The organism is Micromonospora sp. NBC_01638 (assembly GCF_045209745.1).
Classification (GTDB): domain Bacteria; phylum Actinomycetota; class Actinomycetes; order Mycobacteriales; family Micromonosporaceae; genus Micromonospora.
In genome coordinates, this window is record NZ_CP109273.1 from 2,840,476 (window position 1) to 2,863,896 (window position 23,421).

A 23,421-nucleotide genomic window follows, 5' to 3' on the forward strand; every position below is an offset into this window, starting at 1 on the left:
GGTCGTCCTCCGGGTCAGCAGCGCTCAAGAACGGTGGCGACGCCCATACCGCCGCCGATGCAGAGGGTCACCACGGCGCGGCGCAGGTCACGGCGCTCCAACTCGTCCAACGCCGTGCCGAGCAGCATCGCTCCGGTCGCGCCGAGCGGGTGGCCGAGAGCGATCGCGCCGCCGTTGACGTTCACCCGGTCCGGGTCGAGGCCCAGGTCGCGGACATACTTCAGCACCACCGCGGCGAACGCCTCGTTGATCTCGAAGAGGTCGATGTCGTCGAGGGTCAGCCCGGCGGCGGCGAGCGCCTTGTGGGTGGCCGGGATCGGGCCGGTCAACATCAGCGTCGGGTCGGCGCCGGTGACCGCCGCGCCGACGATCCGGGCGCGTGGGGTGAGGCCGAGGTCCCGGCCGACCTCGCCCGAGCCGATCAGCACCAGCGCCGCGCCGTCCACGATGCCCGACGAGTTGCCAGCGTGGTGGACGTGTTCGATGGCCTCCAGCCAGTGGAACTTCTGCAGCGCGACCGCGTCGAAGCCAGCGGCCTCGCCCATCGTGGCGAAGGACGGCGTGAGCCGGGCCAACGCCTCCCGGGTGGTTTCCGGGCGCGGGTGCTCGTCCACGGCGAGGATGTCCAGCCCGTTGCCGTCGCGGACCGGCACCACCGAGCGGGCGAAGTGCCCGCCGGCCCACGCCTTGGCAGCCCGCTCCTGCGACCGCAGCGCGTAGCCGTCCACGTCGTCGCGGGTGAAGCCCTCCAGGGTGGCGATCAGATCGGCGCTGACGCCCTGCGGCACGAACGACGTGGCCAGCGCGGTCTGCGGGTCGGTGGCCCAGGCCGCTCCGTCGGAGCCCATCGGCACCCGGGACATCGACTCCACCCCGCCGGCAAGCAGCAGGTGCTCCCAGCCGGAGCGGATCCGCGCGGCGGCGGAGTTGACCGCCTCCAGCCCGGAGGCGCAGAACCTGTTGAGCTGCACCCCGCCCACCTGGTCCGGAAGCCCGGCCAACAGGGCGGCGGCCCGCGCCAGGTCGCCGCCCTGCTCGCCGACCGGGGTGACGATGCCGAGCAGCAGGTCCTCCAGTCGGTTGACGTCCAGGCCGGGGTTGCGCTCCCGCAGCGCGTCGATCAGGCCGACCACCAGGGAGATCGGCTTGACCCCGTGCAGCGAGCCGGTGTCCCGGCCGCGTCCGCGCGGGGTGCGGACCGCGTCATAGACGTACGCCTCAGAGGGCACGGGCGATCAACTCCTTCATGATCTCGTTGGTGCCGCCGTAGATCTTCTGGACGCGGGCGTCCGCGTACATCCGGGCGATCGGGTATTCCGTCGTGTAGCCGTAGCCGCCGAAGAGCTGTAGGCACCGGTCGATGACCTCGCACTGCCCGTCGGTGAGCCATGACTTCGCCATCGCCGCGGTGGGCGGGTGTGCCGGACGATGCAGTCGTCCAGGAAGACCCGGCTGACCCGGGTACGGGTGGCGCACTCGGCGAGCACCATCCGGGTGTTCTGATGCCCCATCAGCGTCTTGCCGAAGGCGGAGCGCTCCTTGGCGTACGCGACGGTCAGCGCGACCGCGCGTTCCATCGCGGCGACCGCGCCGACGCCGATGACCAGCCGTTCCTGCGGAAGCTGCTGCATGAGCTGGATGAAGCCCAGCCCTTCGGCGCCGCCGAGCAGGTTGGCCACCGGCACCCGGAACTCGTCGAAGAACAGCTCGGCGGTGTCGTTGGCGTGCAGCCCGATCTTGGACAGCAGTCGGCCCCGGCGGAAGCCCTCCGGATCCCCACCGACCTCGCAGATCAGCAGTGAGACGCCGGCCGCTCGCCGCTCGGGGTCGGTCTTCACCGCCACGATGATCAGATCGGCCAGGCCGCCGTTGGTGATGAACGTCTTCGCGCCGGTGACCAGGTAGTCGTCGCCGTCGCGGACCGCCCGGGTACGCATCGCCTGAAGGTCGGAGCCGCCGTCCGGCTCGGTCATCGCGATGGCGCCGACCAGCTCCCCGCTGCACAGGCCGGGCAGCCAGCGCCGCTTCTGCTCCTCGCTGCCGTACGCCACCAGGTAGCCGGTGACGATGCCACTGTGGACCGCCAGCCCGAGGCTGCTCTCCCCGGTGTACGTCTGCTCGTGCAGCAGCACGGCCTCGTGGGTGAACGCGCCGCCCCCGCCGCCGTACTCCTCCGGAACGGACAGGCCGAGCAACCCCAGCTCACCGGCGCGCCGATAGTGCTCGCGGTCCGGATGGCCCTGCGCCAGCAGGCGGTCGGTGTGCGGCAGCACCTCCTTGGTGAAGAAGGTGCGGGCCAGGTCGGCCAGGTCGTCGTGCTCCGGCTCGCGCCAGGGCGAGGGGGGACCGTCGGGCGGGGGCGTCGGCATGTGCACCACCCTCGCGCGCTGTTGGCGGCATGTCAATAAGTCTCGATCGGCAGCCGGGAGCAGGTCGTCGGGGCGGTCGCAGAGGGTAGACGACCGGGGCCCGGCAGCGCCTACGTTGATCAACTCGGGTTCCTTGAAGTCGGGCTATCCGCAGCGCTGGGTTACCCCGACTTCAAGGAGTCCGAGTCGATCAAGCAGCCAGGCACCCACCCGCAAATGGATCAGCGGCCGGAGCCTGGCTGGCTCCGACCGCTGACCGGGGATCACATTCGGATTACAGTCGCGCGCACTGGCCCGACGCGGGGCCCTTTACGCTGTTCGGCCGGCTCTCGTTCACCGGGGCCGGGGTGTTACCCGAGCAGGCCAGCGGCCCGCTGATGGTGTTCCCGGCGACAACCACCGGCTGGCTGCCGGTGTTGCTGTTGACGGAGATCGGACCGCCGACGGTGACCGTGTCGATCCGTACTCCGCCGGTGTTGGCGGTGACCGACAGCGGGCCGTTGACCTTGCCCTTGATGATCTTCAGCTCGCCGGTCGCGCCGGACACCGTCACCGGGCCGGACACCGTCACACCGGAGAGGTCGAACAGCACCGGGCGGGTGGCGGAGACCGGACCGCTGATGGTGCCGCCGGTGGCCACCAGCGAGGCACCCGGGTTGACCGTGACCGGGCCGGAGACCGTGGCGTTCTCCAGGCAGGTCAGGCCGGCCGTGACTACCAGCGGCTTGTTGTACTGGCCCGTGATGGTCGTGGTGCACTGCGGGCCGGCCTGGCCGATCGCCGACCGCGGCTGGGTGTCCGCGGTCACCGGCGAGTTCGCGGCGAAGTAGCTCACCAGCATGGTGAGGTCGTTGTCGCCGGTGGTGGCCGGGTTGGTGCCCTTGCCGAGGGTGGTGAAGTTGTCACCACCGGCGGCGAGGAACGAGTTCATCGTGACTCGGTAGGTGCCCGCCGGGTCGAGTGGGGTGCCGTTGAGCTTGATCGAGGTGATCCGCGAGCCCTTGGGCGCCTCGGGGTTGTAGGTGTAGCTGAACCCCTTCGACACACCGAGCCACAGCACCGGGCGGGACGCGCCGTCCGGCTGCCACTGCTCCTCCAGCACCTGCTTGACCTGGGCACCGGTGTAGCTCTTGGTGGCCACGTCGTTGGCGAACGGCTGGACGGCGAAGGCGTCGGCGTAGGTCACCGTGCCGTCGGTCCGGTAGAGCAGGTCGGCCCGCAGGCCACCGGGGTTCATGAACGCGATCTGCGCACCACCCCGGCCGGCGTCCTTGGTCCCGGCGAGCTGCACGTCGGCGATGAGGTTCCCCAGCGCCGACTCCTTGCCCCGGTCCTCGGCACCGGTGGCGCTGTAGGCCCGCTTCACGTCGGCGGTGATCGAGCCGAGCTTCTGCTTGCCCAGCTCGGCGGCCTTGGTCTTGGCGGCGGCCACGATGTCGGCCACCGCCGGGTCCTGCGGCGCGCCGACCACGTCGACCAGCTGCGCGTCGGCGGCGGTCACCGAGCCCGTGTTCGGGTCGAAGGTGAGCGCGACCTTGCCCAACCGCAGGCCGTAGTCCTCGGCCTGGACCACCGGACGCAGCTTGTCTGACCCGGGGACCGGAAGCTTGAACGCGTACGGCTGGTGGGTGTGACCGCTGAAGATCGCGTCGATGGTGGCGTTGACCCGGGTGAACTTGCCAAAGACCGGGTCGTTGGCCAGCGCCTCGGCGGAGGTGATGTTCTCCGTCGCGGCGCCCTCGTGCGCGAGCAGCACCACCACGTCGGCCTCACCGTTGTCCGGGTTGCCGTCCTTGAGCTGGCCGGCCACCAGGTTGGCCTCGGCCACCGGGTCGCGGAAGGTCAGGCCGGCGATGCCGTCCGGGCTGACCAGCGACGCGGTCTGCTCGGTCACCACGCCGACGAAGCCGACCCGGACCCCACCGATGGTGCTGACCGAGTGCGCCGACAGCGCCCGGGTGTCGCCGCGGTAGACGTTGGCGCCCAGGTACGGGAAGTCGGCGCGGTCGGACACCCGGCCGGTGAGGTCGGCGACGCCCTTGTCGAACTCGTGGTTGCCGACCGCCGAGGCGACCAGCCCGCTGGCGTTCAACGCGTCGATCGTCGGGGCGTCCCCGTCGATCGCCGAGATGAACGTGGACGCGCCGATGTTGTCACCCGCGGAGACGAAGGCCGTGTTCGGGTTCTGCGCCCGCAGCTGGCCGACCAGGCCGGCGAGCTGAGCGGCGCCGCCGACAGGCTGACCACCCACGGTGGCCGGGGACTCCAGCCGGCCGTGGAAGTCGTTGATGCTCAGCAGCTGCAGGTTGACCGGCTTCGCGCTGGTGCTGATGCCCACCACGACCGGGTTGTGGTCGCTGGCCCGGTACGGGGTCGGCTCGTAGAAGGCCGCCAGACCGTCGTACTCGAAGGCGAACGACTCGACCGCGTTGATCTGCCAGACATCGACCCCGGTGATCCGCGACGCCAGCGACGGCGAGGCGAGAGTGTGGTCGAGGGAGCCGGACTCGCCACCGAACACGTAGGTGGCCTTCCCGGTGTCGTTCAGGTCCTTGAACTGCTTGCCGTAGAGGACCTGCATCGGGTCCTCCTGGGTGTAGGCGTTGAAGTCACCCAGCAGGAGCACGTCCTCGGTGCCGCTGTCGGCCTTGACCCGGTCGACGAAGGTGGTCAGCGCCTTGGCCTGCCGGACCCGGTCGCCGTTCCAACTGCCCTGACCGTCACCGGCGTCGGCGTTGTCGCCGGTGCCCGTGCCGCTCTTGGACTTGAGGTGGTTGACGACCACGGTGAACGAGATCTTCCCCGCGGTGAAGGTCTGCGCGATCGGCTCACGGGCGTTGAACCAGACCGTCTCGTCGTTGACCGACCGCCCCAGGCCCTTCGGCTGGACCTTCGCCGGCTTGAAGATGATCGCCGTGGTGATGAAGTCCTGCTGGTCCGGGCCGGGCAGCTCCGCCGGGGTGCGGACGTAGTCCCACGTCCCCGCGCCGTCCTTCACGTTGAGCGCGTTCACGAGGCGCTTCAGCGCCTGCTGCGGGTCGCTGGTGTTGAACCGGACCGAGTTCTCAATCTCCTCAAGGCCCACCACGTCGGCGCCCAGGGCGCTGATCGCCGCAACGATCTTCGCCTCCTGCTTGGCCAGCCCGGCCTCGTTCGCCGCGCCCCGGGCGTCGCCGCCGAAGTGCACGAAGTAGTTGAGGACGTTGAAGCTGGCCACCCGGATGTCCCCGCCGACGTTCGCCGGGGCCGAGGTGCGCGGGTTGGTGGCCTTGAAGGTGGTGCGGTCGACCGTCGAGGTGTCCGCGCTGACCGGGTTGGCCGGCTGCAGGCGCCACTCGTTGAAGCCGTACGACAGCACGACCGGCCCATACGCCTCGACCGAGTCGCCGACCCGCAGCGGGTTCTCCTTGGACAGGTACGGCGGCAGCAGCCCGGAGGTGGACAGGTTGGTGGTCTTGCCGTCGTCGAGCAGGACCCGGCGGAGCTTGTTGTCGGCGATCACCTGCTTCGCCGCGTCCGAACCCGGCCGGGCGACGTCGGTCGCGTTCGCGGCCGGACGGTCACCGGCAGCCAGCACGACCTCGCCGTACCGGTTGGTGTTGTACACCTCGGAGACGGTGTACTGGCCGACCGGCGCCACCAGCATCGACTCGACCGACTCGCGGGCGTCGTCGGCCAGCGGCAGGCTGACCGGGACCGGGGCCGGCAGCGTCGCGCCGTGCTCGCAGATCTGCACGTCGCCCTTGGCGGCGATGGTCAACTGAGTAAGGCCGTTGAACTCGCTCGCCGTGCCGCTGACCCGTACCCGGTCGCCGATCGCGGTCGCCGGGTGGTTGGCGGTGTTCGTCGTCAGGTACACGAAGATGCCGTCGGAGGCGGTGCCGCCGGTGACCGGACGGTCTCCGCCGCTGCCGGCGGTCTGCACGTAGACACCGTTGTAACCACCGGTGCGGTGGTCAGCGGTCACCACACCCTCGACGGTGACCCGGGTGCCCGCCAGCGACGTGGCGCTGCCCGTGCCCTGAACCTCCGCGATGGTGCGGTCGACGGTGACGGTGCAGCCGATGCCCGGGTCCGGATCCGGATCCGGGTTACCGCCGCCGTTACGGGCACCGAACGTGTTGGCCGCCGGGGCGTTCCAGGTGCCCTTGATCTTCTGCAGCGACTGACCGACCGGGGTGCTGGTGCTCTCCTTGACCCCGATGTCGATGCCGGTCAACCCGTTGGCCGGGCCGCCGATCGCGGTGAAGGTTCCCCCGTAGGTGAGGAACTCCGCCACCGAGCTGGTGGGGGAGACCAGCGCGACGCCGTCGGGGTCGCCATTCTGGATGCCGTTGACCGGGTATTCGGCGACGACGACGCCAGCCGCCGGGACCGCGCCGCTCAGCGTACGGGTGTTGTACGCCGCACCGTTCGCGCCGTTGTAGAGAACGATCTGCCAGCCGCTCAGGTCGAAGCCGACCGGCGCCTCAATCTCGATCGCCTCGCCGACATCGGTACCGGCGTTGTCATAGTGGATCTCACTGATAAAGGGGTCCGGGGCCGCTGATTCGGCCAGCGCGGGCGCCCCGCTGGTCAAGAGGAGCGCGCCGCTTGCGAGGAGGACGCCGAACACGTTTTGTGTTCGTTTACGCCTGTTCCGGTCCATCGAGATAGCCTCCGTTGGGGGGAGTTGAGCGGGTGGAGAATAAGGGGTTTTCCTGTCCATGCAATAGCCGCCAGATGTACAGAACGGGATCGATCGCCGCTAGTAATCCAACAGGAGATCCGTTTTACGGTTCTGTGCGGGCTTGCCGGGCGTAGCGGCTCATGTTGGCTTGAAAGGATTGCTCGATGCTCCAGCGCCTGCCGGCGACGCCGACGGCGATCTGCGTGACGGCGCCGAGATCTGCGAGATCACCGGGCTGCTCGACACCAGCGGCTTCCCGCCCGGCACCCGCCTGATCGCCCGCCGGGAACGGCCTCACCCCGGTGCGCAACTGTCACTATTCGACACGATCAACGGGATGCGTCACCGGGTCGTGGCCACCGAAACCCCACCCGGCCAGGCAGGGTGAACGTCGGACGAGGCGTCGGCACCTATGCATCGCCTCCTTTGCTCTGCTTCAACCCAGGCAACACCGCGCGTCCGATATCCGGACACCGGGTGTTGCCTCCGCTGAAGCAGAGCAAAGGAGAGGACCCGAACACCCTCGCCACCGGAGGGACTCCCAGTGACCAGGCCCTGCCTTGCCGGCCCCGCCCTAACGCAACGGTGTTGACCTACTTCTCATCACTTGATCAAGGTGGGGCGGCGGTTGAGGTCGAGGCCGACGTCGTGAGCTGCCGATAGGGTCGGGCAGATGAGTGTCGAGACGGCTCCGCGCCGCCGCCGTCTGGAGCCGGACGCCCGGCGCGGGCAGATCCTGGCCTGTGCGGTCCGGCTGTTCGGTGAACGCCCGTACGCGGACGTGTCGACCACCGACGTCGCTCGGGAGGCCGGTGTCGCTCGTGGGCTGGTCAACCACTACTTCGGCACGAAGAAGGACCTCTACCTGGAGGTTGTCCGGGTCATGGTGACCATCCCGGAGGTCGCCCTCGAACGGTTGCCCAAGGGGGACCTGCGGACCCGCGTCGACGCGAGCGTCACCTGGTTCCTCGACGTGGTGTCCCGGCACAGCACCTCCTGGCTGGCGGCGGTCACCGCGCGGGGGATGGGCGGCGACGCCGACGTGGAGCGGGTCCTCGCCGAGGCCGAGGAGGTCGCCGCGGACCGCATGCTCGTCGCCGTCGGGCTGGCCGGCGAGGCAGAGCACCACGAGGAGTTGCGCGGGATGGTCCGGGCGTACTGCGGGCTGGCCACGTCGACCGCCCGGGAGTGGCTCCAACGGGGCGCGTTGACCCGCGCCCAGGTGCACCTGCTGCTCACCACCACGCTGCTGACCATCGTCGAACAGGTCATCCCGCAGGTCATCGCCGGCGGCGAACCGCCTCGACCAGAGGACTGAGGGCGAGCGCTGCGGACCGAGGCTGAGCGCTGAGGGTGAGCGCTGAGCGCGCCCGCTCAGGCGGCGCGTCGGCCGCCGGCCTGACCCGTACGCGCCGCCGGGGCGGCGTGGCGGTTGGCGGCCTGACCCGGGTACGACTCGGGGCGGACCACCCGCAGCGGCCGGTCCACCTCGTCGGCGCCGAACCGCCAGCGTGACGGTGCCGGCTGCCGCTGCGGCGTGGGCCCACCGGGGCGCAGACCGGGCCGGGACAGCAGCACGATGACCAGGTAGCCGATCACCAGGAACCCGTGGCTGACCAGCCGTTCCCCGCCCACCGATCCGGTGGCCAGGTCGTTGACCGAGAGCAGCAGCAACGTGCCGACGAACGCGCTGAGCATCGGCAGCAGCCCGGCGGGCGGGCTGCGGCGCACCGCCACGAAGAGGAACCCGGCGCCCACCGCCACGTTCCACGCGGCCGACTCGTGCCACAGGTGCTGACCGGTGGGGTGCAGGTGATCGGCGGTCGCACCCCGGCCGACCTGGGCCAGGCCGAGCACCAACTGCGCCGCGCCGAGCAGCCCGAGCGCCGCGCGCAGCCTGGCGACCAGCCGGCCGCGTCCGGCCCGGCGCCGCCACCACGACCGACGGGCCGGAGCCGCAGCGATGGCGGCCAGGATCGCCTCGGTCCGGTCGGGCATTTCGGAGAGCAACCGGGTACGGACCCGACGGGTCACCGCAGCCGCCGCCGTGAACCAGGCCCGGCAATCGGCGCACCCGTCGAGGTGCCCCTGCGCCGCCGTCAGTTCGGCGGCGGTCTCCTCCCCGTCCAACTGCGCGGACAGGACCTCCCGCCACTGCTCACACCCCATGTATCGGTAGTCGCTCCGATGGGCGCTCCGGTTCCCGGCGACCGGGGGCTGTTGTGGAATACTCGCCGGATCATGACGCGTTACGGCCTGCTGATCCTGCCCGCCACCAACCGGGTGTACGCCCGCTCCGCTGTCGACCTCACCCGGGCCGAGCTGGAGATCTTTGGCCGTTCGGCGTTGGACGGCCGGATCGGCGAGCTGGGCACCGAGATCGTCGGTGGGGCCTCCTACGTCACCTTCACCGGTGACGGGTTGACCGAGCGGGACCTGACCATGCTCGGCAACCTCTCCGCGGGCTACGCGCTGTTCGAGATCGTCGGTGAGCTGCTACGGCCGATCGAGTGGAGCCGGCTGGACCGCTACGACGACGACCTGCTCACCATCCAGAAGTACCCGGGCAAGACCAACGAGCAGTTCACCAAGCTGCTGCTCAACGTCACTCTGCTCGCCTCGGACTGGGCCGCTGAGCTGACCAGCCGGCGGTTCCGGGTGCTCGACCCGCTCTGCGGTCGGGGCACCACCCTCAACCAGGCGCTGATGTACGGCTTCGACGCTGCCGGGATCGAACGCGACCAGAAGGACGTCGAGGCGTACCGGGCGTTCATCACCACCTGGCTGAAGCAGAAGCGGGTCAAGCACCGGGTGCTGGAGTCGGGGCCGGTGCGGCGGGAGCGCAAGGTGGTCGGCCGGCGCGTCCGGATCGAGTTGGCGCCGAGCCGCGAGGAGCACAAGGCCGGTCAGGTGCAGTTGCTGGACGTGGTCAACGCCGACACCACCCGTTCGGCGGAGTTCTTCCGCCCGGAGACCGTCGACCTGGTCGTCGCCGACGCGCCGTACGGCGTGCAGCACGGCAGTCGTACCGCCCAGCAGGGATTGACCCGCGATCCGCTGGCGTTGCTCGCGGACGCCGCTCCGGTCTGGGCGCGGCTGCTGCGCCCCGGCGGTGCGCTCGGTATCTCCTGGAACACCCACGTAGCCAGCCGCGACGACGCGGCGGCGGCGCTGGCCGACGCCGGCCTGACCGTGGTCGACGCCGAGCCCTACCGTGCGCTGCGACACCGGGTAGACCAGTCGATCATGCGCGACGTCCTAGTAGCCCGCCGCCCAGCCTGACCGCCCCCCCGCCCCCCGCCCCCCGCCCCCCGCCCCACCCCTCGTCGATCTAGGTCAGATCGTCGTGAGTTGATCTCCTCGAACAACGATTCGCCCTAGATCGACGAGGATGGGGGCGTTCGCCTCGGCGCGCCTTCCCGTGCCGCCCCTCCTGGGGGTTGTGCCGCATTTCACCTGTTTAGCGGAGCAGGTGTGAAAACCACGTCAAGAAAAGGTGCGGCCCCGTCATGGTCGCGTTATGACCCCTGTCGTCCGGCAGGTTCTGGGGCTTTGATTGCCCCGCGCGACCGGAAGGCGGTCGCGACGAACCTTTCCGGTCTGAGGAGTCAGCGTGTCTGACGTGGTGTTCGTGGTCCTGACGGTGGTGCTGTTCGCAGTGCTCGCCCTGGTGGTCCGGGCGGTGGAGAAGCTGTGAACGCGGTCAATGCCGTTGGTCTGGTGCTCGCGATCGTCCTGGGCGCGTTCCTGGTGTTCGCCCTGTTGTTTCCGGAGCGCTTCTGATGACCATGACAACAGCGGGCGTCATCTTCGTTCTGACGCTGGTGGCGGCCATCGTCGCCGTCTACAAGCCGTTCGGCGACTACATGTTCCGGGCGGTCTCCGGCACCAAGCAGTCGCGGGTCGAGCGGGGAATCTTCCGACTGGTCGGGGTCAACCCGGCAGCCGAGCAGACCTGGGGTGTGTACGCCCGCAGCGTGCTGGCGTTCTCCGCGATCTCGCTCCTGTTCCTGTATCTGTTCCAGCGGGTGCAGAACCACCTGTGGCTGTCGCTGGGCTTCGACCCGGTGGTGCCGCACGGCGCGTGGAACACCGCCGTGTCGTTCGTGACCAACACCAACTGGCAGTCGTACTCGGGTGAGTCGACGATGGGCCACCTGGTGCAGATGGCCGGTCTGGCGGTGCAGAATTTCGTCTCGGCGGCGGTCGGCATCGCGGTGGCGGTGGCCCTGCTGCGCGGGTTCGCCCGCAGTCGCACCGGCCAGCTCGGCAATTTCTGGGTCGACCTGACCCGGATCGTGCTGCGGATCCTGCTGCCGATCGCCGTGCTTGGCGCCATCGCGCTGATGATCGGCGGGGCGGTGCAGAACCTGTCCGGCGGCACCGACGTCACGACGCTGACCGGCGGCTCCCAGACCATCACCGGTGGTCCGGTCGCCAGCCAGGAAGTGATCAAAGAGCTGGGCACCAATGGTGGCGGCTTCTACAACGTCAACAGCGCCCACCCGTTCGAGAACCCCACCACCTGGACGAACTGGCTGGAGATATTCCTGATCCTGCTGATCCCGTTCAGCCTGCCCCGGGTGTTCGGCCGGATGGTCGGGCAGAACCGGCAGGGCTACGCCATTGCCGCAGTGATGGGCATCCTCGCGTTCGCCAGCGTCGCCATCACCAACATCTTCGAGCTGGCCGGCCACGGCACGGTGCCGCAGGCGGTCGGCGCGGCAATGGAGGGCAAGGAGGTGCGGTTCGACGTGTCGAACTCGGCCACCTTCGCCGCAGCCACCACGCTGACCTCGACCGGTGCGGTGAACTCGTTCCACGACTCGTTCACCTCGCTCGGCGGCATGATGGCCATGGTCAACATGATGCTCGGTGAGGTCGCGCCGGGTGGTACCGGTTCGGGTCTCTACGGCCTGCTCATCCTCGCGGTGATCACGGTCTTCGTGGCTGGACTGATGGTGGGCCGCACCCCTGAATACCTGGGCAAGAAGATCGGCTCGCTGGAGATCAAGTTCGCGTCGCTCTACTTCCTGATCACGCCGATCCTGGTGCTGGTCGGTACGGCGGCCGCGTTCGCCACCGGCAACAACGCCACCGCGCTCAACGTCGGCCCGCACGGCCTTTCCGAGGTGCTGTACGCGTTCACCTCGGCCAGCAACAACAACGGCTCCGCCTTCGGCGGCATCACGGTGAACACCACCTGGTGGGACACCGCGCTCGGGTTGTGCATGCTGCTGGGCCGGTTCCTGCCGATCATCTTCGTGCTCGCGTTGGCCGGTTCGCTGGCCCGCCAGGCACCCACCCCCGCGTCCGAGGGCACCCTGCCGACCCACCGACCGCTGTTCGTCGGGATGGTCGTCGGCGTCACGGTGGTCCTCGTCGCACTGACTTTCCTGCCCGCGCTGGCGCTCGGCCCGCTGGCAGAGGGGCTCTGACCATCATGAGGAACGAGGACATGTCCGTCACGTCCGCGCCAACAGAGCAGCTCCCCGGCACCCCGGCCACCCAGGGCAACCGGGTCGGCGGGGGCCTGCTCGACCCCACGCAGCTGATCCGGTCCCTGCCGGATGCGCTGCGCAAGCTCAACCCGACCACGGTGTGGCGCAACCCGGTGATGCTGATCGTCGAGGTCGGCGCGGCGTTCACCACCGTCCTGGCGGTGACCGACCCGTCGGTGTTCGCCTGGGCGATCACCATCTGGCTCTGGCTGACCGTGGTCTTCGCCAACCTGGCCGAGGCGGTCGCCGAAGGTCGGGGCAAGGCCCAGGCCGCGACGCTGCGGCAGGCGAAGAAGGACACCATCGCCACCCGGTTGATCGACTGGAAGTCCGGTGCGCGGGCCAACACGTACCGGGACGAGGCGGTGCCCGCGCCCGAACTGCGTCAGGGCGACGTCGTGCTCATCGAGGCCGGCGGCATCATTCCCGGTGACGGCGACATCGTCGAGGGCATCGCCAGCGTCGACGAGTCGGCCATCACCGGCGAGTCGGCCCCGGTCATCCGGGAGTCCGGTGGTGACCGCAGCGCGGTCACCGGTGGCACCAAGGTGCTCTCCGACCGGATCGTCGTGCAGATCACCCAGAAGCCGGGGGAGAGCTTCATCGACCGGATGATCGCCCTGGTCGAGGGTGCCAACCGGCAGAAGACGCCGAACGAGATCGCGCTGAACATCCTGCTCGCCGCGCTCACGATCATCTTCCTGCTGGCCGTGGTCACCCTTCAGCCGCTGGCCATTTTCTCCAAGGCGTACCAGGCGGCCGCGTCGAACACCGGCGCGATCACCGACTCCGGTGTCACCGGGGTGGTGCTGATCTCGCTGCTGGTCTGCCTGATCCCCACCACCATCGGCGCGTTGCTCTCCGCCATCGGTATCGCCGGCATGGACCGGCTGGTGCAGCGCAACGTCCTGGCCATGAGCGGCCGGGCCGTCGAGGCGGCCGGCGACGTCAACACCCTGCTGCTGGACAAGACCGGGACCATCACGCTGGGCAACCGGCAGGCCGCCGAGTTCGTACCGGTCGAGGGGGTCACGGCCGCGACCGTTGCCGACGCCGCGCAGCTGTCCAGCCTGGCCGACGAGACCCCGGAGGGGCGCTCGGTGGTCGTGCTGGCGAAGAACGAGTTCGGGCTGCGTGAGCGCGAGCCCGGCGTGATGCCGCACGCCACCTTCGTACCGTTCACCGCGCAGACCCGGATGAGCGGCGTCGACCTGACCCCGGACGCCAGCGTGGACGGCGGCGCGGTCGGCACGGCCCGCCGGGTTCGCAAGGGCGCCGCAGCCGCGGTGATGAAGTGGGTACGGGAGAACGGCGGCCACCCGACCGAGCAGGTCGGCGAGATCGTGGACGGGATCAGCAGCACCGGCGGCACCCCGCTGGTCGTCGCCGAGCACGTCGACGGTGAGCCGGCCCGCGCGCTGGGTGTCATCCACCTCAAGGACGTCGTCAAGTCCGGCATGCGGGAGCGGTTCGACGAGATGCGCCGGATGGGCATCCGAACCGTGATGATCACCGGTGACAACCCGCGTACCGCGAAGGCGATCGCCGACGAGGCCGGGGTGGACGACTTCCTGGCCGAGGCGACGCCGGAGGACAAGCTCGCGCTGATCAAACGGGAGCAGGAGGGTGGCCGGCTGGTCGCGATGACCGGTGACGGCACCAACGACGCGCCGGCGCTCGCTCAGGCCGACGTCGGGGTGGCGATGAACACCGGTACGTCGGCCGCCAAGGAGGCCGGCAACATGGTCGACCTCGACTCCGACCCGACCAAACTGATCGAGATCGTGGAGATCGGCAAGCAGTTGCTGATCACCCGTGGCGCGCTGACGACGTTCAGCATCGCCAACGACATCGCGAAGTACTTCGCGATCATTCCGGCCATGTTCGCCGGCCTCTACCCGAGCCTGGACGCGCTGAACATCATGCGGCTGTCCAGCCCGGAGTCGGCGATCCTGTCCGCGGTCATCTTCAACGCCCTGGTGATCATCGCGCTGATCCCGCTCGCCCTGCGCGGCGTGCGGTACCGGCCGGCCGCCGCGTCGAAGCTGCTCAGCCGCAACCTGCTGGTGTACGGACTGGGCGGCATCATCGTGCCGTTCATCGGGATCAAGCTCATCGACCTGCTCATCCAGTTCATCCCGGGGATTTCGTGATGCGCCTACCCAACTGGCTCGCCCAACACCTCGCCGCCCTGCGCGCCGTGCTCGTCTTCACGGTCCTGCTCGGCCTGGTCTACCCGCTGGGCCTGGTCGCAGTCGGCAAGCTGCCCGGCCTCAACCACAAGTCCGACAGCTCGCTGATCGAGTCGGGCGGGACGACGGTCGGCAGCGCGCTGATCGGCCAGTCCTTCACCGACGCGGACGGCAACCCCGTTCCCCGTTACTTCCAGTCCCGTCCCTCCGCCGCTGGCGACGGGTACGACCCGACCTCCACCTCGGCCAGCAACCTGGGCCCGGAGAGCGTGGTCGACACCTTGGCCACCGACCCGGAGGAGTCCAGCGAGAGCCTGCTCACCCAGGTGTGCGGGCGCAGCAAGGAGGTCGGCGAGCTCAACGGTGTCGACGGGCGACGCCCCTTCTGCACCGACGACGGGGTGGGTGCCGTGCTCGCGGTCTTCCGCGCGGAGGGTCTGACCGGCCCGGTCAACCGGGTGGTCAGCGTCAACCAGGCCGCCCCGGCCACTCCGTTTGTCACCTCGTACCAGGGGGTGCCGGTGGAGCCGGCCCAGCCCGGCGAGGACTACGTCGCTGCCGGCGGGGTGGTCACCCCGATCCGCGGCAACGCGCCCGCCGACCCGGCAGTGCCCGCCGACGCGGTCACCGCCAGCGGCAGCGGCCTCGACCCGCAGATCAGCCCGGCGTACGCCGAGCTGCAGGTGAACCGGGTCGCGCGGGAGCGCGGCGCGGACCCGGCGGCGGTCCGCAAGCTGGTGGACGAGCACACCGGCGGTCGTGGGCTCGGCTTCATGGGCGAGCCGGGGGTCAACGTGCTGGAACTCAACATCGCCCTCGACAAGCAGTTCGCAGCACGCTGAGCAGCACCTGGGCGTCACCACCGGGCGAGGCCGTTTCACGGGGACAGCCTCGCCCGGTTCCCGCCTCGGTGAGCCCGACCAGGAAGGATGTTCCCGTGCCACGCGGAGAACTGCGCATCTATCTCGGGGCCGCCCCCGGCGTCGGTAAGACGTACGCCATGTTGGAGGAGGCCCAGCGGCGTGCCGCGCGCGGCACCGACGTGGTGATCGGCTTCGTGGAGACCCACGGCCGCCAGCACACGGCCGCGATGCTCGGCGACCTGGAGCAGGTGCCTCGCCGTAGGATGGACTACCGCGGCGCCGAGTTCACCGAGATGGACCTGGACGCGGTGCTGGCCCGCCGGCCGGAGATCGCGGTGGTCGACGAGTTGGCGCACAGCAACGTGCCCGGTTCCCGGCACGGCAAGCGCTGGCAGGACATCCAGGAGTTGCTCGACGCGGGGATCGACGTGCTGTCCACGGTCAACGTGCAGCACCTGGAGTCGGTCAACGACGTCGTTGCGCAGATCACCGGCACCACCCAGCGGGAGACCGTGCCGGACGAGATCGTCCGCGCCGCCGAACAGGTCGAGTTGGTCGACATGACCCCCGAGGCGCTGCGCCGGCGGATGGCGCACGGCAACATCTACCGACCCGACAAGATCGACGCTGCGCTGGACAACTACTTCCGGGTCGGCAACCTCACCGCGCTGCGCGAACTGGCGCTGCTCTGGCTGGCCGACAAGGTCGACGAGCAGCTCGACCGCTACCGCAACCAGCAGGGCATCGCGGCCACCTGGGAGGCCCGGGAACGGGTCGTGGTCGCGTTGACCGGTGGCCCCGAGGGCGAGACGCTGGTCCGCCGGGCGGCGCGGATCGCGGCCCGCAGCAAGGGCGCCGACCTGCTCGCCGTGCACGTGGCCCGCAGTGACGGCCTGGCCGGCGCCGACCCGGCCCAACTGGCCCGCCAGCGAGTGCTGGTGGAGAGCCTGGGCGGCACGTACCACCAGGTGCTCGGCACCGACGTGCCGGCCGCGCTGCTGGACTTCGCCCAGGGCGTGAACGCCACCCAGCTGGTGCTCGGCGCCAGCCGGCGGGGCCGCTTCGCGCAGATCTTCGCCCGTGGTGTCGGGGTGACCACCACCGCGCTCTCCGGGTCGATCGACGTGCACCTGGTCACCCACAAGCAGGCCGGCAAGGGCCGGCGGTCAGCAGCCGTGCCGGCGGCGCTGTCCCGGCGTCGACGGCTGCTCGGCTTCGCGCTGGCCGTGCTCGGCGTGCCGCTGCTGACCCTGCTGCTGAAGACGCTGCCCGACCTGACGCTGACCAACGACATCCTGCTGTTCCTCGCCGGGGTCGTCGGGGTCGCCCTGGTCGGCGGGGTGTGGCCGGCCCTGGTCGCCGCGCTCGGCGGCTCGCTGCTGCTCAACTGGTTCTTCACCCCGCCCTACCGCACGTTGACCATCGCCGAGGGGGACAACCTGCTCGCCCTGGCCGTCTTCGTCGGTGTGGCGCTGGCCGTGAGCTGGGTCGTCGACGTGGCCGCCCGGCGTACGCGGGAGGCCGCTCGCGCCGCCGCCGACGCGCAGACCCTCGCCGCCGTCGCCGGTGGCGTGCTGCGCGGCGAACGCCCCCTGCCCGCGCTGCTGGACCAGCTCCGGGAGACCTTCGGGCTGCGCGCCGTGAGCGTGCTGGAGCTGGCCGAGGACGCCAGTGGGCGTCCGGAGCGGGCCCGCGAGGAGCACGCCTGGTGTGTCGTGGCCAGCGTCGGCGAGCAGCCGGCCTGCACACCCGACGGCGGCGAGACGGCGGTGCCGGTCGACGACCGGATCACCGTCGTGCTCAGCGGCCGGCGGTTGGAGGCCGCCGACCGACGAATCATCGAGGCGTTCGCCGCCCAGGCCGCTGTCGCGCTGCGTCAGGAGCGGCTCGCCGAGGAGGCCGCCACCGCCAGACCGTTGGCGGCGGCGGACCGGATGCGAACCGCGCTGCTCGCGGCGGTCAGCCACGATCTGCGTACGCCACTGGCGTCGGCGAAGGCGGCCGTGACCAGCCTGCGCAGCCACGACATCGAATTCGACGAGCAGGACCGTGAGGAACTGCTGGAGACCGCCGAGGAGTCGCTGGACCGCCTCGCCCGACTGGTCGGCAACCTGCTGGACATGAGCCGACTCCAGGCCGGTGTCCTCGGCATCACGAAGACCGCGATCGGCCTGGAGGACGCCGTACCCCTGGCGTTGGACGAACTTGGCCCGGCGGCCGCGACCGTCGGCACGGACATCCCGGCCGACCTGCCGGCCGCCAACGCCGACCCGGGCCTGCTGGAACGGGTGCTGGTCAACATCGTGGCCAACGCGCTGCGCTACAGCCCGCCCGGCCAGCCCCTCACCATCACCGCCAGCGCACACGCCGGCCAGGTCGAGCTGCGGGTGATCGACCGGGGGCCGGGCATCCCGGAGGACCAGTGGGAGCACGTCTTCCTGCCGTTCCAGCGCCTCGGCGACCGGGACAACCAGACCGGCGTCGGTCTCGGCCTTGCGCTGTCCCGGGGGTTGGCCGAGGCGATGGGTGGCAGCATCACCCCCGAGACCACCCCCGGCGGTGGACTCACCATGGTGCTGCGGCTGCCAGCCGCGCAGACCAGCTCGGAGGGGCCGCAGGAATGACGCGCATCCTGGTCGTCGACGACGAACCGCAGATCCTGCGTGCCCTGCGGATCAATCTGCGCGCCCGCCGGTACGAGGTGGACATCGCCGCAACCGGTGCCGCCGCGTTGAAGGCCGCCGCCAGCCACCCGCCCGACCTGGTGGTGCTGGATCTCGGACTGCCCGACATCGACGGGGTGGAGGTGATCCGAGGTCTACGCGGGTGGACCGCCGTGCCGATCATCGTGCTCTCCGGCCGGGACGGCAGCGAGGACAAGGTTGCGGCGCTCGACGCCGGGGCGGACGACTACGTCACCAAGCCGTTCGGGGTGGAGGAACTGCTGGCCCGCATCCGCGCGGTCACCCGCCGCCTCGGCGCGCCCAGCGAGGCGGTGCCGGCACTGCGGATCGGCCAGCACACCGTCGACCTGGCCGACCACAGCGTGCTGCGCGACGACGGCGCCGAGGTCAAGCTGACCCCCACCCAGTGGAGCGTGCTGGAGAAACTGCTGCGCCACCCCGGCAAGCTTGTCAGCCAGCGCCAACTCCTACAGGACGTGTGGGGGCCGGAATACCAGAACGAGACCAACTACCTGCGGCAGTACCTGGCCCAGCTGCGGCGCAAGCTGGAGGACGATCCGGCCCGCCCCCGGCATCTCATCACCGAACCCGGGATGGGCTACCGCTACCGGCCCTGACCGGCGCGCTCCGGCCGGGCGCGACCCACGCCGGTGCGTTCTGCGCGGTACGCGGGTCCGCCGGCGGGGTCAGGTCGAGCGCGCGGAGGATCGAGTGCGGATGGTCATGCCTGGATGGCGGGTGTTTTGGATGCCGCTTGGCCGTCGCGGTAGTGCCAGGTGGCGAGTTTCGAGGAAGAAGGGTTCAGGGGCCGACCAGCACCGCGTTGGCCCTGTCCAGGACGATGCCCAGGACGCGGCCCGCGGCGGCCAGGTCCTCGGCCGGCAGGTCGCCCCACAGTCCCTGGGTGATCGGGCCGATCGCGGTGCGGACCTGCGTCCAGCGCGCCTGCCCTTCGTCGGTGACCTGGACGCGGCCGCCGCCGCCGTCGCGCAGGAGCCCTGCGGCGGTCAGCTCGGTAATGCGTTCGGCCACCGCCGCCTGGCTGAACTGTGTGGCACCGCCGACCCGGCGGATGAGCTCGGCCCGGTCGATGGCCCCGCCACTGGCCACGGTCAGCGTGAGGGTCACCCACTGGGGTTCGGTGATGCCGGTCCCGGCGAGCTGCCGGTCCAGGATCGCGTTGAGCGCCTTCTCGGTCTGGCCGATGAGCGCGGCACCGAAGGTATGGGCCGTGGTCGTCACGATGACTTCCAAATCCGTTTTTAGTTCTAACGTTTACTTCCCTAACGTTTATGACAAAAACGAACGTACATCGTTAGTCCGACTAACGCAATCGGGTATGATTAGCGTCATGACCAGCAGAGCCGAAGCCGCGGACATGCCCGACGACGGCGGGATCAAGACGCCGGACAGGCTGCGCCGACGGGCCAGTCGCCTGCTGTCACAACTGTCCGCGCAGTCGGACCGGCTGATGACCGAAGGGCTGGCCAAGACCGACGCCCGCAGGTGGCACTACGCCGTGCTCGCCTCGTTGCAGGAATACGGCCCGGGCAGCCAGGCGACGCTGAGCCGACGCACTGGCATCTACCGCAGCGACATGGTCGGCGTCCTCAACGAACTGGCGGAGCGCGGCCTCGTCGAGCGGGCACCGGATCCCGGCGACCGCCGCCGCAACGTCATCACGATCACCGCCCAGGGCCGCCGGCACCTGCGCCGCCTCGACAAGGTCCTGGACGACCTCCACGAAGAGTTGCTAGCCCCGTTGCTCCCCGCCGAACGCGACCAGTTCGTGCAACTACTCACCCGCCTACTGGACCACCACACGCAACAGGAACCCCAGCCGCCGGTCCCCTGACCCCGGCATCACGCGGTGGTCGTCGAGCGCCCGGTTCGCGCAGGGCCGGCGTGTGCTCACGCGTGGGGCTCGACGTCGAAGACCGCCTTTCCGGCCACACGTCGGGCCGCGTAGTGCGTCGGCCGCCCCGCCAAAGCGCTCCCAGGAGCCCCGCCAGCCGATCTCGGGCACCAGGGCGCCGTCGGCCGTGAGCCGTACCAGTTTCGCCAGGTCGTCGACGGCCCGAACTCGTCGACGTAGGACGTGAGGGTCTTGGGCGGGCTGACGGTCACCGCCCGACGACGCTGGATCGCCGGCCGATGCGCCGTTCTGACGGGCCACCGCCGATTCTTGACGCCCCGTTCACGCTTGCCCGCCGGCTGCGCGCGGTTGCGGGTCGATCTCCCTCGGCCAGGTGCCGGGGTCGATGGTGTGGCGAGTAGCGTTTCCGGTGGACCGACGGTTGGCGTACGAGGAGGCTCCAGTGCAGACGACGACGGTGGACATCCCGACCGGCGACGGGGTGGCGGACGCGTGCCTCACGCGGCTGGACGGCAACGGACCCTTCCCGGCGGTGCTGCTCTTCATGGACGCCTTCGGGCCGCGCCCACGCCTGGTGGAGATGGCGGAGCGGATCGCCGCCCGGGGCTACCTCGTGCTGACGCCCCACCAGTTCTACCGGGGCGGCCGGTCACCGCTGTTCGACCTGTCCCGACTCGGCGAGGCCGACCAGCGTGCCGCCATCTTCGCGAAGGCCATGCCTCTGATCGGCGCGTTGACCGCCGACGTGATCAGCCGGGACACCGCCGCGTACCTCGACTTCCTGGCCGCTCGGAGCGACGTCCGGCCGGGCCCGGTCGCGATCACCGGTTACTGCATGGGCGGCACGAACGCGCTGCGGGCCATCGAGGCGCACCCGGACCGGATCGCCACGATCGCCAGCTTCCACGGCGGGCGCTTCGTCACCGACGCGCCGGACAGTCCGCACCTGGGCGTCGACTCGATCACCGGCGAGGTGTATTTCGGGCACGCCGACGAGGACCAGTCGATGACGCCCGAGCAGATCGCCACGCTGGAGAAGGCGCTCGACGCTGCCAGTGTGCGCCACCGCTCCGAGGTGTACGAGGGCGCGCACCACGGCTTCACCATGGCCGACACCCCGGCGTACGACCAGCAGGCCACCGAGCGCCACTGGGCCGCCCTGTTCGACCTGCTGGACCGCACCCTGCCGACCACCTGACGGCCGCCCCGACGTTGCTTCGGGAAAGAGCCCGTTGGGGCCCGCCCTGGGGCCTTTCTCCAAGGGAAAGGCGCGACCCAGGGCGGGCGGTCCGGAGGAAGCTAGCGAGCCTGGGCCCAGCCGACGAAACGCGAGGCCAGGTCAGCCGGCGGGGTGCTTGGGTTAAGCGCGGTGAGGTCGGCCATGGCGTCCGCCTGAAGCGACGCCAGATGGACGAGTAGGGCCGGGCGATCCTCGCGGTACTTCCCGAGGAGTCGCAGCTTCGCGGCCGAGCAGGGCCAGGCGATCCCGCACATCGGGCAACGCCACGACGGTCTCAGTGGAGAGTGCTCCGGACGGCCGGGCATCAGCAAGCCCTCGTCGGGCCACGACGGACCGGACGCCGAACCGGCGTGGGCGGCGGGACAGTCTGCCGGCACGCACCCTCCGGCATCAGGAAGAGTTCGCGGCGCGCGACGGCAGCGCCGTTCGCGGCCAATTCGTACGCCTCAATCCACGTCCACCTGTACGGCGGGTGCCGGTCGACAAGCTCGCGGATGACCCGCACGGTGATTGGCCGGATGAATTGCGGGCTCGCCGCACGGGTCAGGTGCAGCACGTCGCCCGCCATGAACGTCCGGGCGGTCACCGCGACACCCGGCGGTGCGACGGGACACTGTTCATGCTGGGGCGGCCAAACGGCGGGATCATCGATCCTGGCGGCCACGGATCGTAAGGGGTGATCGGCGCGTCCGGGTTCGCGGGCGGCGGGTCAGCCGGCTGTGGTTGTGCTGGCTTCGGCTTTTCTGGCTTCTCGTCCGGCAAGTTTCCCCCTGGGCTGGCGTTGGGTGGGGCCGCCTCGTGAGTGCTTGCCCAAGAAGGCGGTCCCGGTACGAACACGTCCGCCGGGTTGCACGTGGTCCCTGCCGGTCGCGCCGTCTACTAGCACCCTGCGAGCCGTGACGGGACAGAAACAGCCCGTAGGCGATATGGTCGCTAGACATTCCATGCATCCGACGGGAAGAGGCCGTGAACGACGCATTGCGCGCCGCCCTTGGCGATACGGGGCACACAATCGAGTCCCTGGCAGAGCGAGTCGGGGTAGACCGAAAGACGGTCGCGCGCTGGCTCAACCATGACCACATACCCCACCCACGCCATCGGGAGGCGGCGGCGGGCGCGCTCCGGCGACCCATTGGGGACATTTGGCCGGACACTTCGAGACGTCGCGAGCCAATTTGGTTCCGGCCATGGCAGGAAATCGAGCGCGAGGCGATCTCGCTGCGGTCGTATCAGTCGGTCGTTCTGCCGGGTCTGCTCCAAACCGAGGCGTACGCTCGCGCCGTGCTCGCCGGAGCCGACGTCATCGCGCGAGGCGACATAGAGCGGCACCTAGCTTCGCGGCTCGCCCGGCAAAGCATCCTGACGCGCGACGACCCGCCCCACTTCACGGCCGTTGTCGACGAGGCCGCGTTGCGGCGGCCTGTTGGCGGTCGGGCCACCATGCGCGCGCAGGTGCAGGCGCTCCTCGTCGCGTGCGAGGCACCACACGTCCGCGTCCACATCGTTCCGTCATCGGTCGGCGCGTACGCCGGGCTGAACGGTCCATTCGTGATCGCCGTAGGACCCGAGCACCGAACCGCCGGCTATCTCGACAATCAGCTTCAGGGGCAAGTCGTTACCGGTGCCGAAGACATCGCGGCGATACTGGCAGCGTGGGAAAACGTACGTGGCGAGGCGCTGTCCCACTGGCAATCGGTCGACCTAATTACGGAGATGGCAGAGACATGGAACTGACCGGCGCACGGTGGCGCAAGAGCGCCCGCAGCAGCGGCAACGGCGGCGACTGCGTCGAGGTTGCCGACAACCTTTCGGGCGTCGTCGCGGTGCGCGACTCGAAGGATCCATCTGGTCCGGCGCTGACCTTCCCTCCGGCGGCGTGGGTTGCGTTCGTCGCCCAGGTCGCCGAACGGCCGTAGCCACGCCGGACGTGCCCGTCCCCGTCTTCACGTCGACGTGAAGTGTGGTGATCAAGGGTTGGAAAGTAGGTCGGAGGCGGTCCGTGGACCTACTTTCCAGCACTTGATCAC

At 70.0% G+C, this 23,421-nt stretch carries 17 protein-coding genes and 2 pseudogenes; 13 read left to right on the top strand and 6 right to left on the bottom strand.

The window, feature by feature from the left end; translation table 11 throughout:
- Window positions 1-14 precede the first annotated feature (14 nt).
- From OG811_RS13480 to OG811_RS13490, 3 genes and pseudogenes are all read right to left on the bottom strand, one after another.
- Complete coding sequence (locus OG811_RS13480; RefSeq protein ID WP_406074585.1) at window positions 15-1,229, bottom strand: acetyl-CoA C-acetyltransferase; 1,215 nt, start codon at window positions 1,227-1,229, stop codon at window positions 15-17.
- Window positions 1,219-2,369: pseudogene (locus OG811_RS13485) on the bottom strand (acyl-CoA dehydrogenase family protein). Before OG811_RS13485 ends, OG811_RS13480 begins: the two are co-directional and overlap by 11 nt.
- Window positions 2,370-2,643: 274 nt before the next feature.
- Window positions 2,644-6,984, bottom strand: coding sequence for an ExeM/NucH family extracellular endonuclease (locus OG811_RS13490; RefSeq protein ID WP_406074587.1), 4,341 nt, complete (start codon window positions 6,982-6,984; stop codon window positions 2,644-2,646).
- Between the two features lie 229 nt (window positions 6,985-7,213).
- Here OG811_RS13490 and OG811_RS13495 point away from each other — a divergent pair.
- Together OG811_RS13495 and OG811_RS13500 are read left to right on the top strand one after the other, a co-directional pair.
- A pseudogene (locus OG811_RS13495) lies at window positions 7,214-7,414 on the top strand (IS1380 family transposase); the annotation flags it as partial.
- 297 nt (window positions 7,415-7,711) lie between these two features.
- Window positions 7,712-8,356, top strand: a complete 645-nt coding sequence (locus OG811_RS13500) for a TetR/AcrR family transcriptional regulator (protein ID WP_406074588.1) — start codon at window positions 7,712-7,714, stop codon at window positions 8,354-8,356.
- A 56-nt stretch (window positions 8,357-8,412) separates the two neighbouring features.
- On the opposite strand, the gene OG811_RS13505 is transcribed toward OG811_RS13500, so the two are convergent.
- A complete protein-coding gene (locus tag OG811_RS13505) occupies window positions 8,413-9,207 on the bottom strand; it encodes a zf-HC2 domain-containing protein (protein ID WP_406074590.1) in 795 nt (264 codons plus the stop codon).
- Window positions 9,208-9,279: 72 nt separating this feature from the next.
- Between OG811_RS13505 and OG811_RS13510 the strand changes: the two genes are divergently transcribed.
- The 7 genes from OG811_RS13510 to OG811_RS13540 all read left to right on the top strand — a co-directional run bounded on the left by OG811_RS13510 (window position 9,280) and on the right by OG811_RS13540 (window position 18,895).
- Window positions 9,280-10,320 carry a TRM11 family SAM-dependent methyltransferase gene (locus tag OG811_RS13510; protein WP_406074591.1) on the top strand — a complete coding sequence of 347 codons (1,041 nt, stop codon included), beginning with the start codon at window positions 9,280-9,282 and terminating at the stop codon, window positions 10,318-10,320.
- Window positions 10,321-10,731: 411 nt separating this feature from the next.
- Window positions 10,732-10,821, top strand: coding sequence for a K(+)-transporting ATPase subunit F (kdpF, locus tag OG811_RS13515; RefSeq protein WP_036390805.1), 90 nt, complete (start codon window positions 10,732-10,734; stop codon window positions 10,819-10,821).
- Window positions 10,821-12,476 (top strand): potassium-transporting ATPase subunit KdpA, encoded by a 1,656-nt coding sequence (gene kdpA / locus OG811_RS13520; protein WP_406074593.1) that lies wholly within the window; start codon window positions 10,821-10,823, stop codon window positions 12,474-12,476. Before kdpF ends, kdpA begins: the two co-directional genes overlap by 1 nt.
- A 20-nt stretch (window positions 12,477-12,496) precedes the next feature.
- Window positions 12,497-14,692: a potassium-transporting ATPase subunit KdpB gene (gene kdpB, locus OG811_RS13525; protein ID WP_406074594.1), complete on the top strand. Its 2,196-nt coding sequence runs from the start codon at window positions 12,497-12,499 to the stop codon at window positions 14,690-14,692.
- The gene (locus tag OG811_RS13530; protein ID WP_406074596.1) at window positions 14,692-15,573 is read left to right on the top strand and encodes a potassium-transporting ATPase subunit C; all 882 of its coding nucleotides are present in this window, start codon (window positions 14,692-14,694) and stop codon (window positions 15,571-15,573) included. Before kdpB ends, OG811_RS13530 begins: the two co-directional genes overlap by 1 nt.
- A 95-nt stretch (window positions 15,574-15,668) precedes the next feature.
- On the top strand, window positions 15,669-18,218 hold the full coding sequence (locus OG811_RS13535; protein ID WP_406074597.1) for a DUF4118 domain-containing protein: 2,550 nt from the start codon (window positions 15,669-15,671) through the stop codon (window positions 18,216-18,218).
- Complete coding sequence (locus OG811_RS13540; RefSeq protein ID WP_406074598.1) at window positions 18,215-18,895, top strand: response regulator; 681 nt, start codon at window positions 18,215-18,217, stop codon at window positions 18,893-18,895. Before OG811_RS13535 ends, OG811_RS13540 begins: the two co-directional genes overlap by 4 nt.
- Window positions 18,896-19,079: 184 nt before the next feature.
- On the opposite strand, the gene OG811_RS13545 is transcribed toward OG811_RS13540, so the two are convergent.
- Window positions 19,080-19,520, bottom strand: coding sequence for a hypothetical protein (locus tag OG811_RS13545; protein WP_406074600.1), 441 nt, complete (start codon window positions 19,518-19,520; stop codon window positions 19,080-19,082).
- Window positions 19,521-19,629: 109 nt separating this feature from the next.
- On the opposite strand from OG811_RS13545, the gene OG811_RS13550 reads away from it, so the two are divergent.
- Together OG811_RS13550 and OG811_RS13555 are read left to right on the top strand one after the other, a co-directional pair.
- Window positions 19,630-20,133, top strand: a complete 504-nt coding sequence (locus tag OG811_RS13550; protein WP_406074601.1) for a MarR family winged helix-turn-helix transcriptional regulator — start codon at window positions 19,630-19,632, stop codon at window positions 20,131-20,133.
- A 463-nt stretch (window positions 20,134-20,596) separates the two neighbouring features.
- The gene (locus OG811_RS13555) at window positions 20,597-21,352 is read left to right on the top strand and encodes a dienelactone hydrolase family protein (RefSeq protein WP_406074603.1); all 756 of its coding nucleotides are present in this window, start codon (window positions 20,597-20,599) and stop codon (window positions 21,350-21,352) included.
- A gap of 346 nt (window positions 21,353-21,698) precedes the next feature.
- Here OG811_RS13555 and OG811_RS13560 read toward each other — a convergent pair whose 3' ends face one another.
- A complete protein-coding gene (locus OG811_RS13560) occupies window positions 21,699-21,980 on the bottom strand; it encodes a hypothetical protein (RefSeq protein ID WP_406074604.1) in 282 nt (93 codons plus the stop codon).
- Between the two features lie 380 nt (window positions 21,981-22,360).
- On the opposite strand from OG811_RS13560, the gene OG811_RS13565 reads away from it, so the two are divergent.
- Both OG811_RS13565 and OG811_RS13570 read left to right on the top strand, forming a co-directional pair.
- On the top strand, window positions 22,361-23,128 hold the full coding sequence (locus OG811_RS13565) for a Scr1 family TA system antitoxin-like transcriptional regulator (RefSeq protein ID WP_406074605.1): 768 nt from the start codon (window positions 22,361-22,363) through the stop codon (window positions 23,126-23,128).
- A complete protein-coding gene (locus OG811_RS13570; protein ID WP_406074606.1) occupies window positions 23,119-23,310 on the top strand; it encodes a DUF397 domain-containing protein in 192 nt (63 codons plus the stop codon). The genes OG811_RS13565 and OG811_RS13570 overlap by 10 nt, the downstream gene beginning before the upstream one ends.
- The last annotated feature ends 111 nt before the right edge of the window (window positions 23,311-23,421 follow it).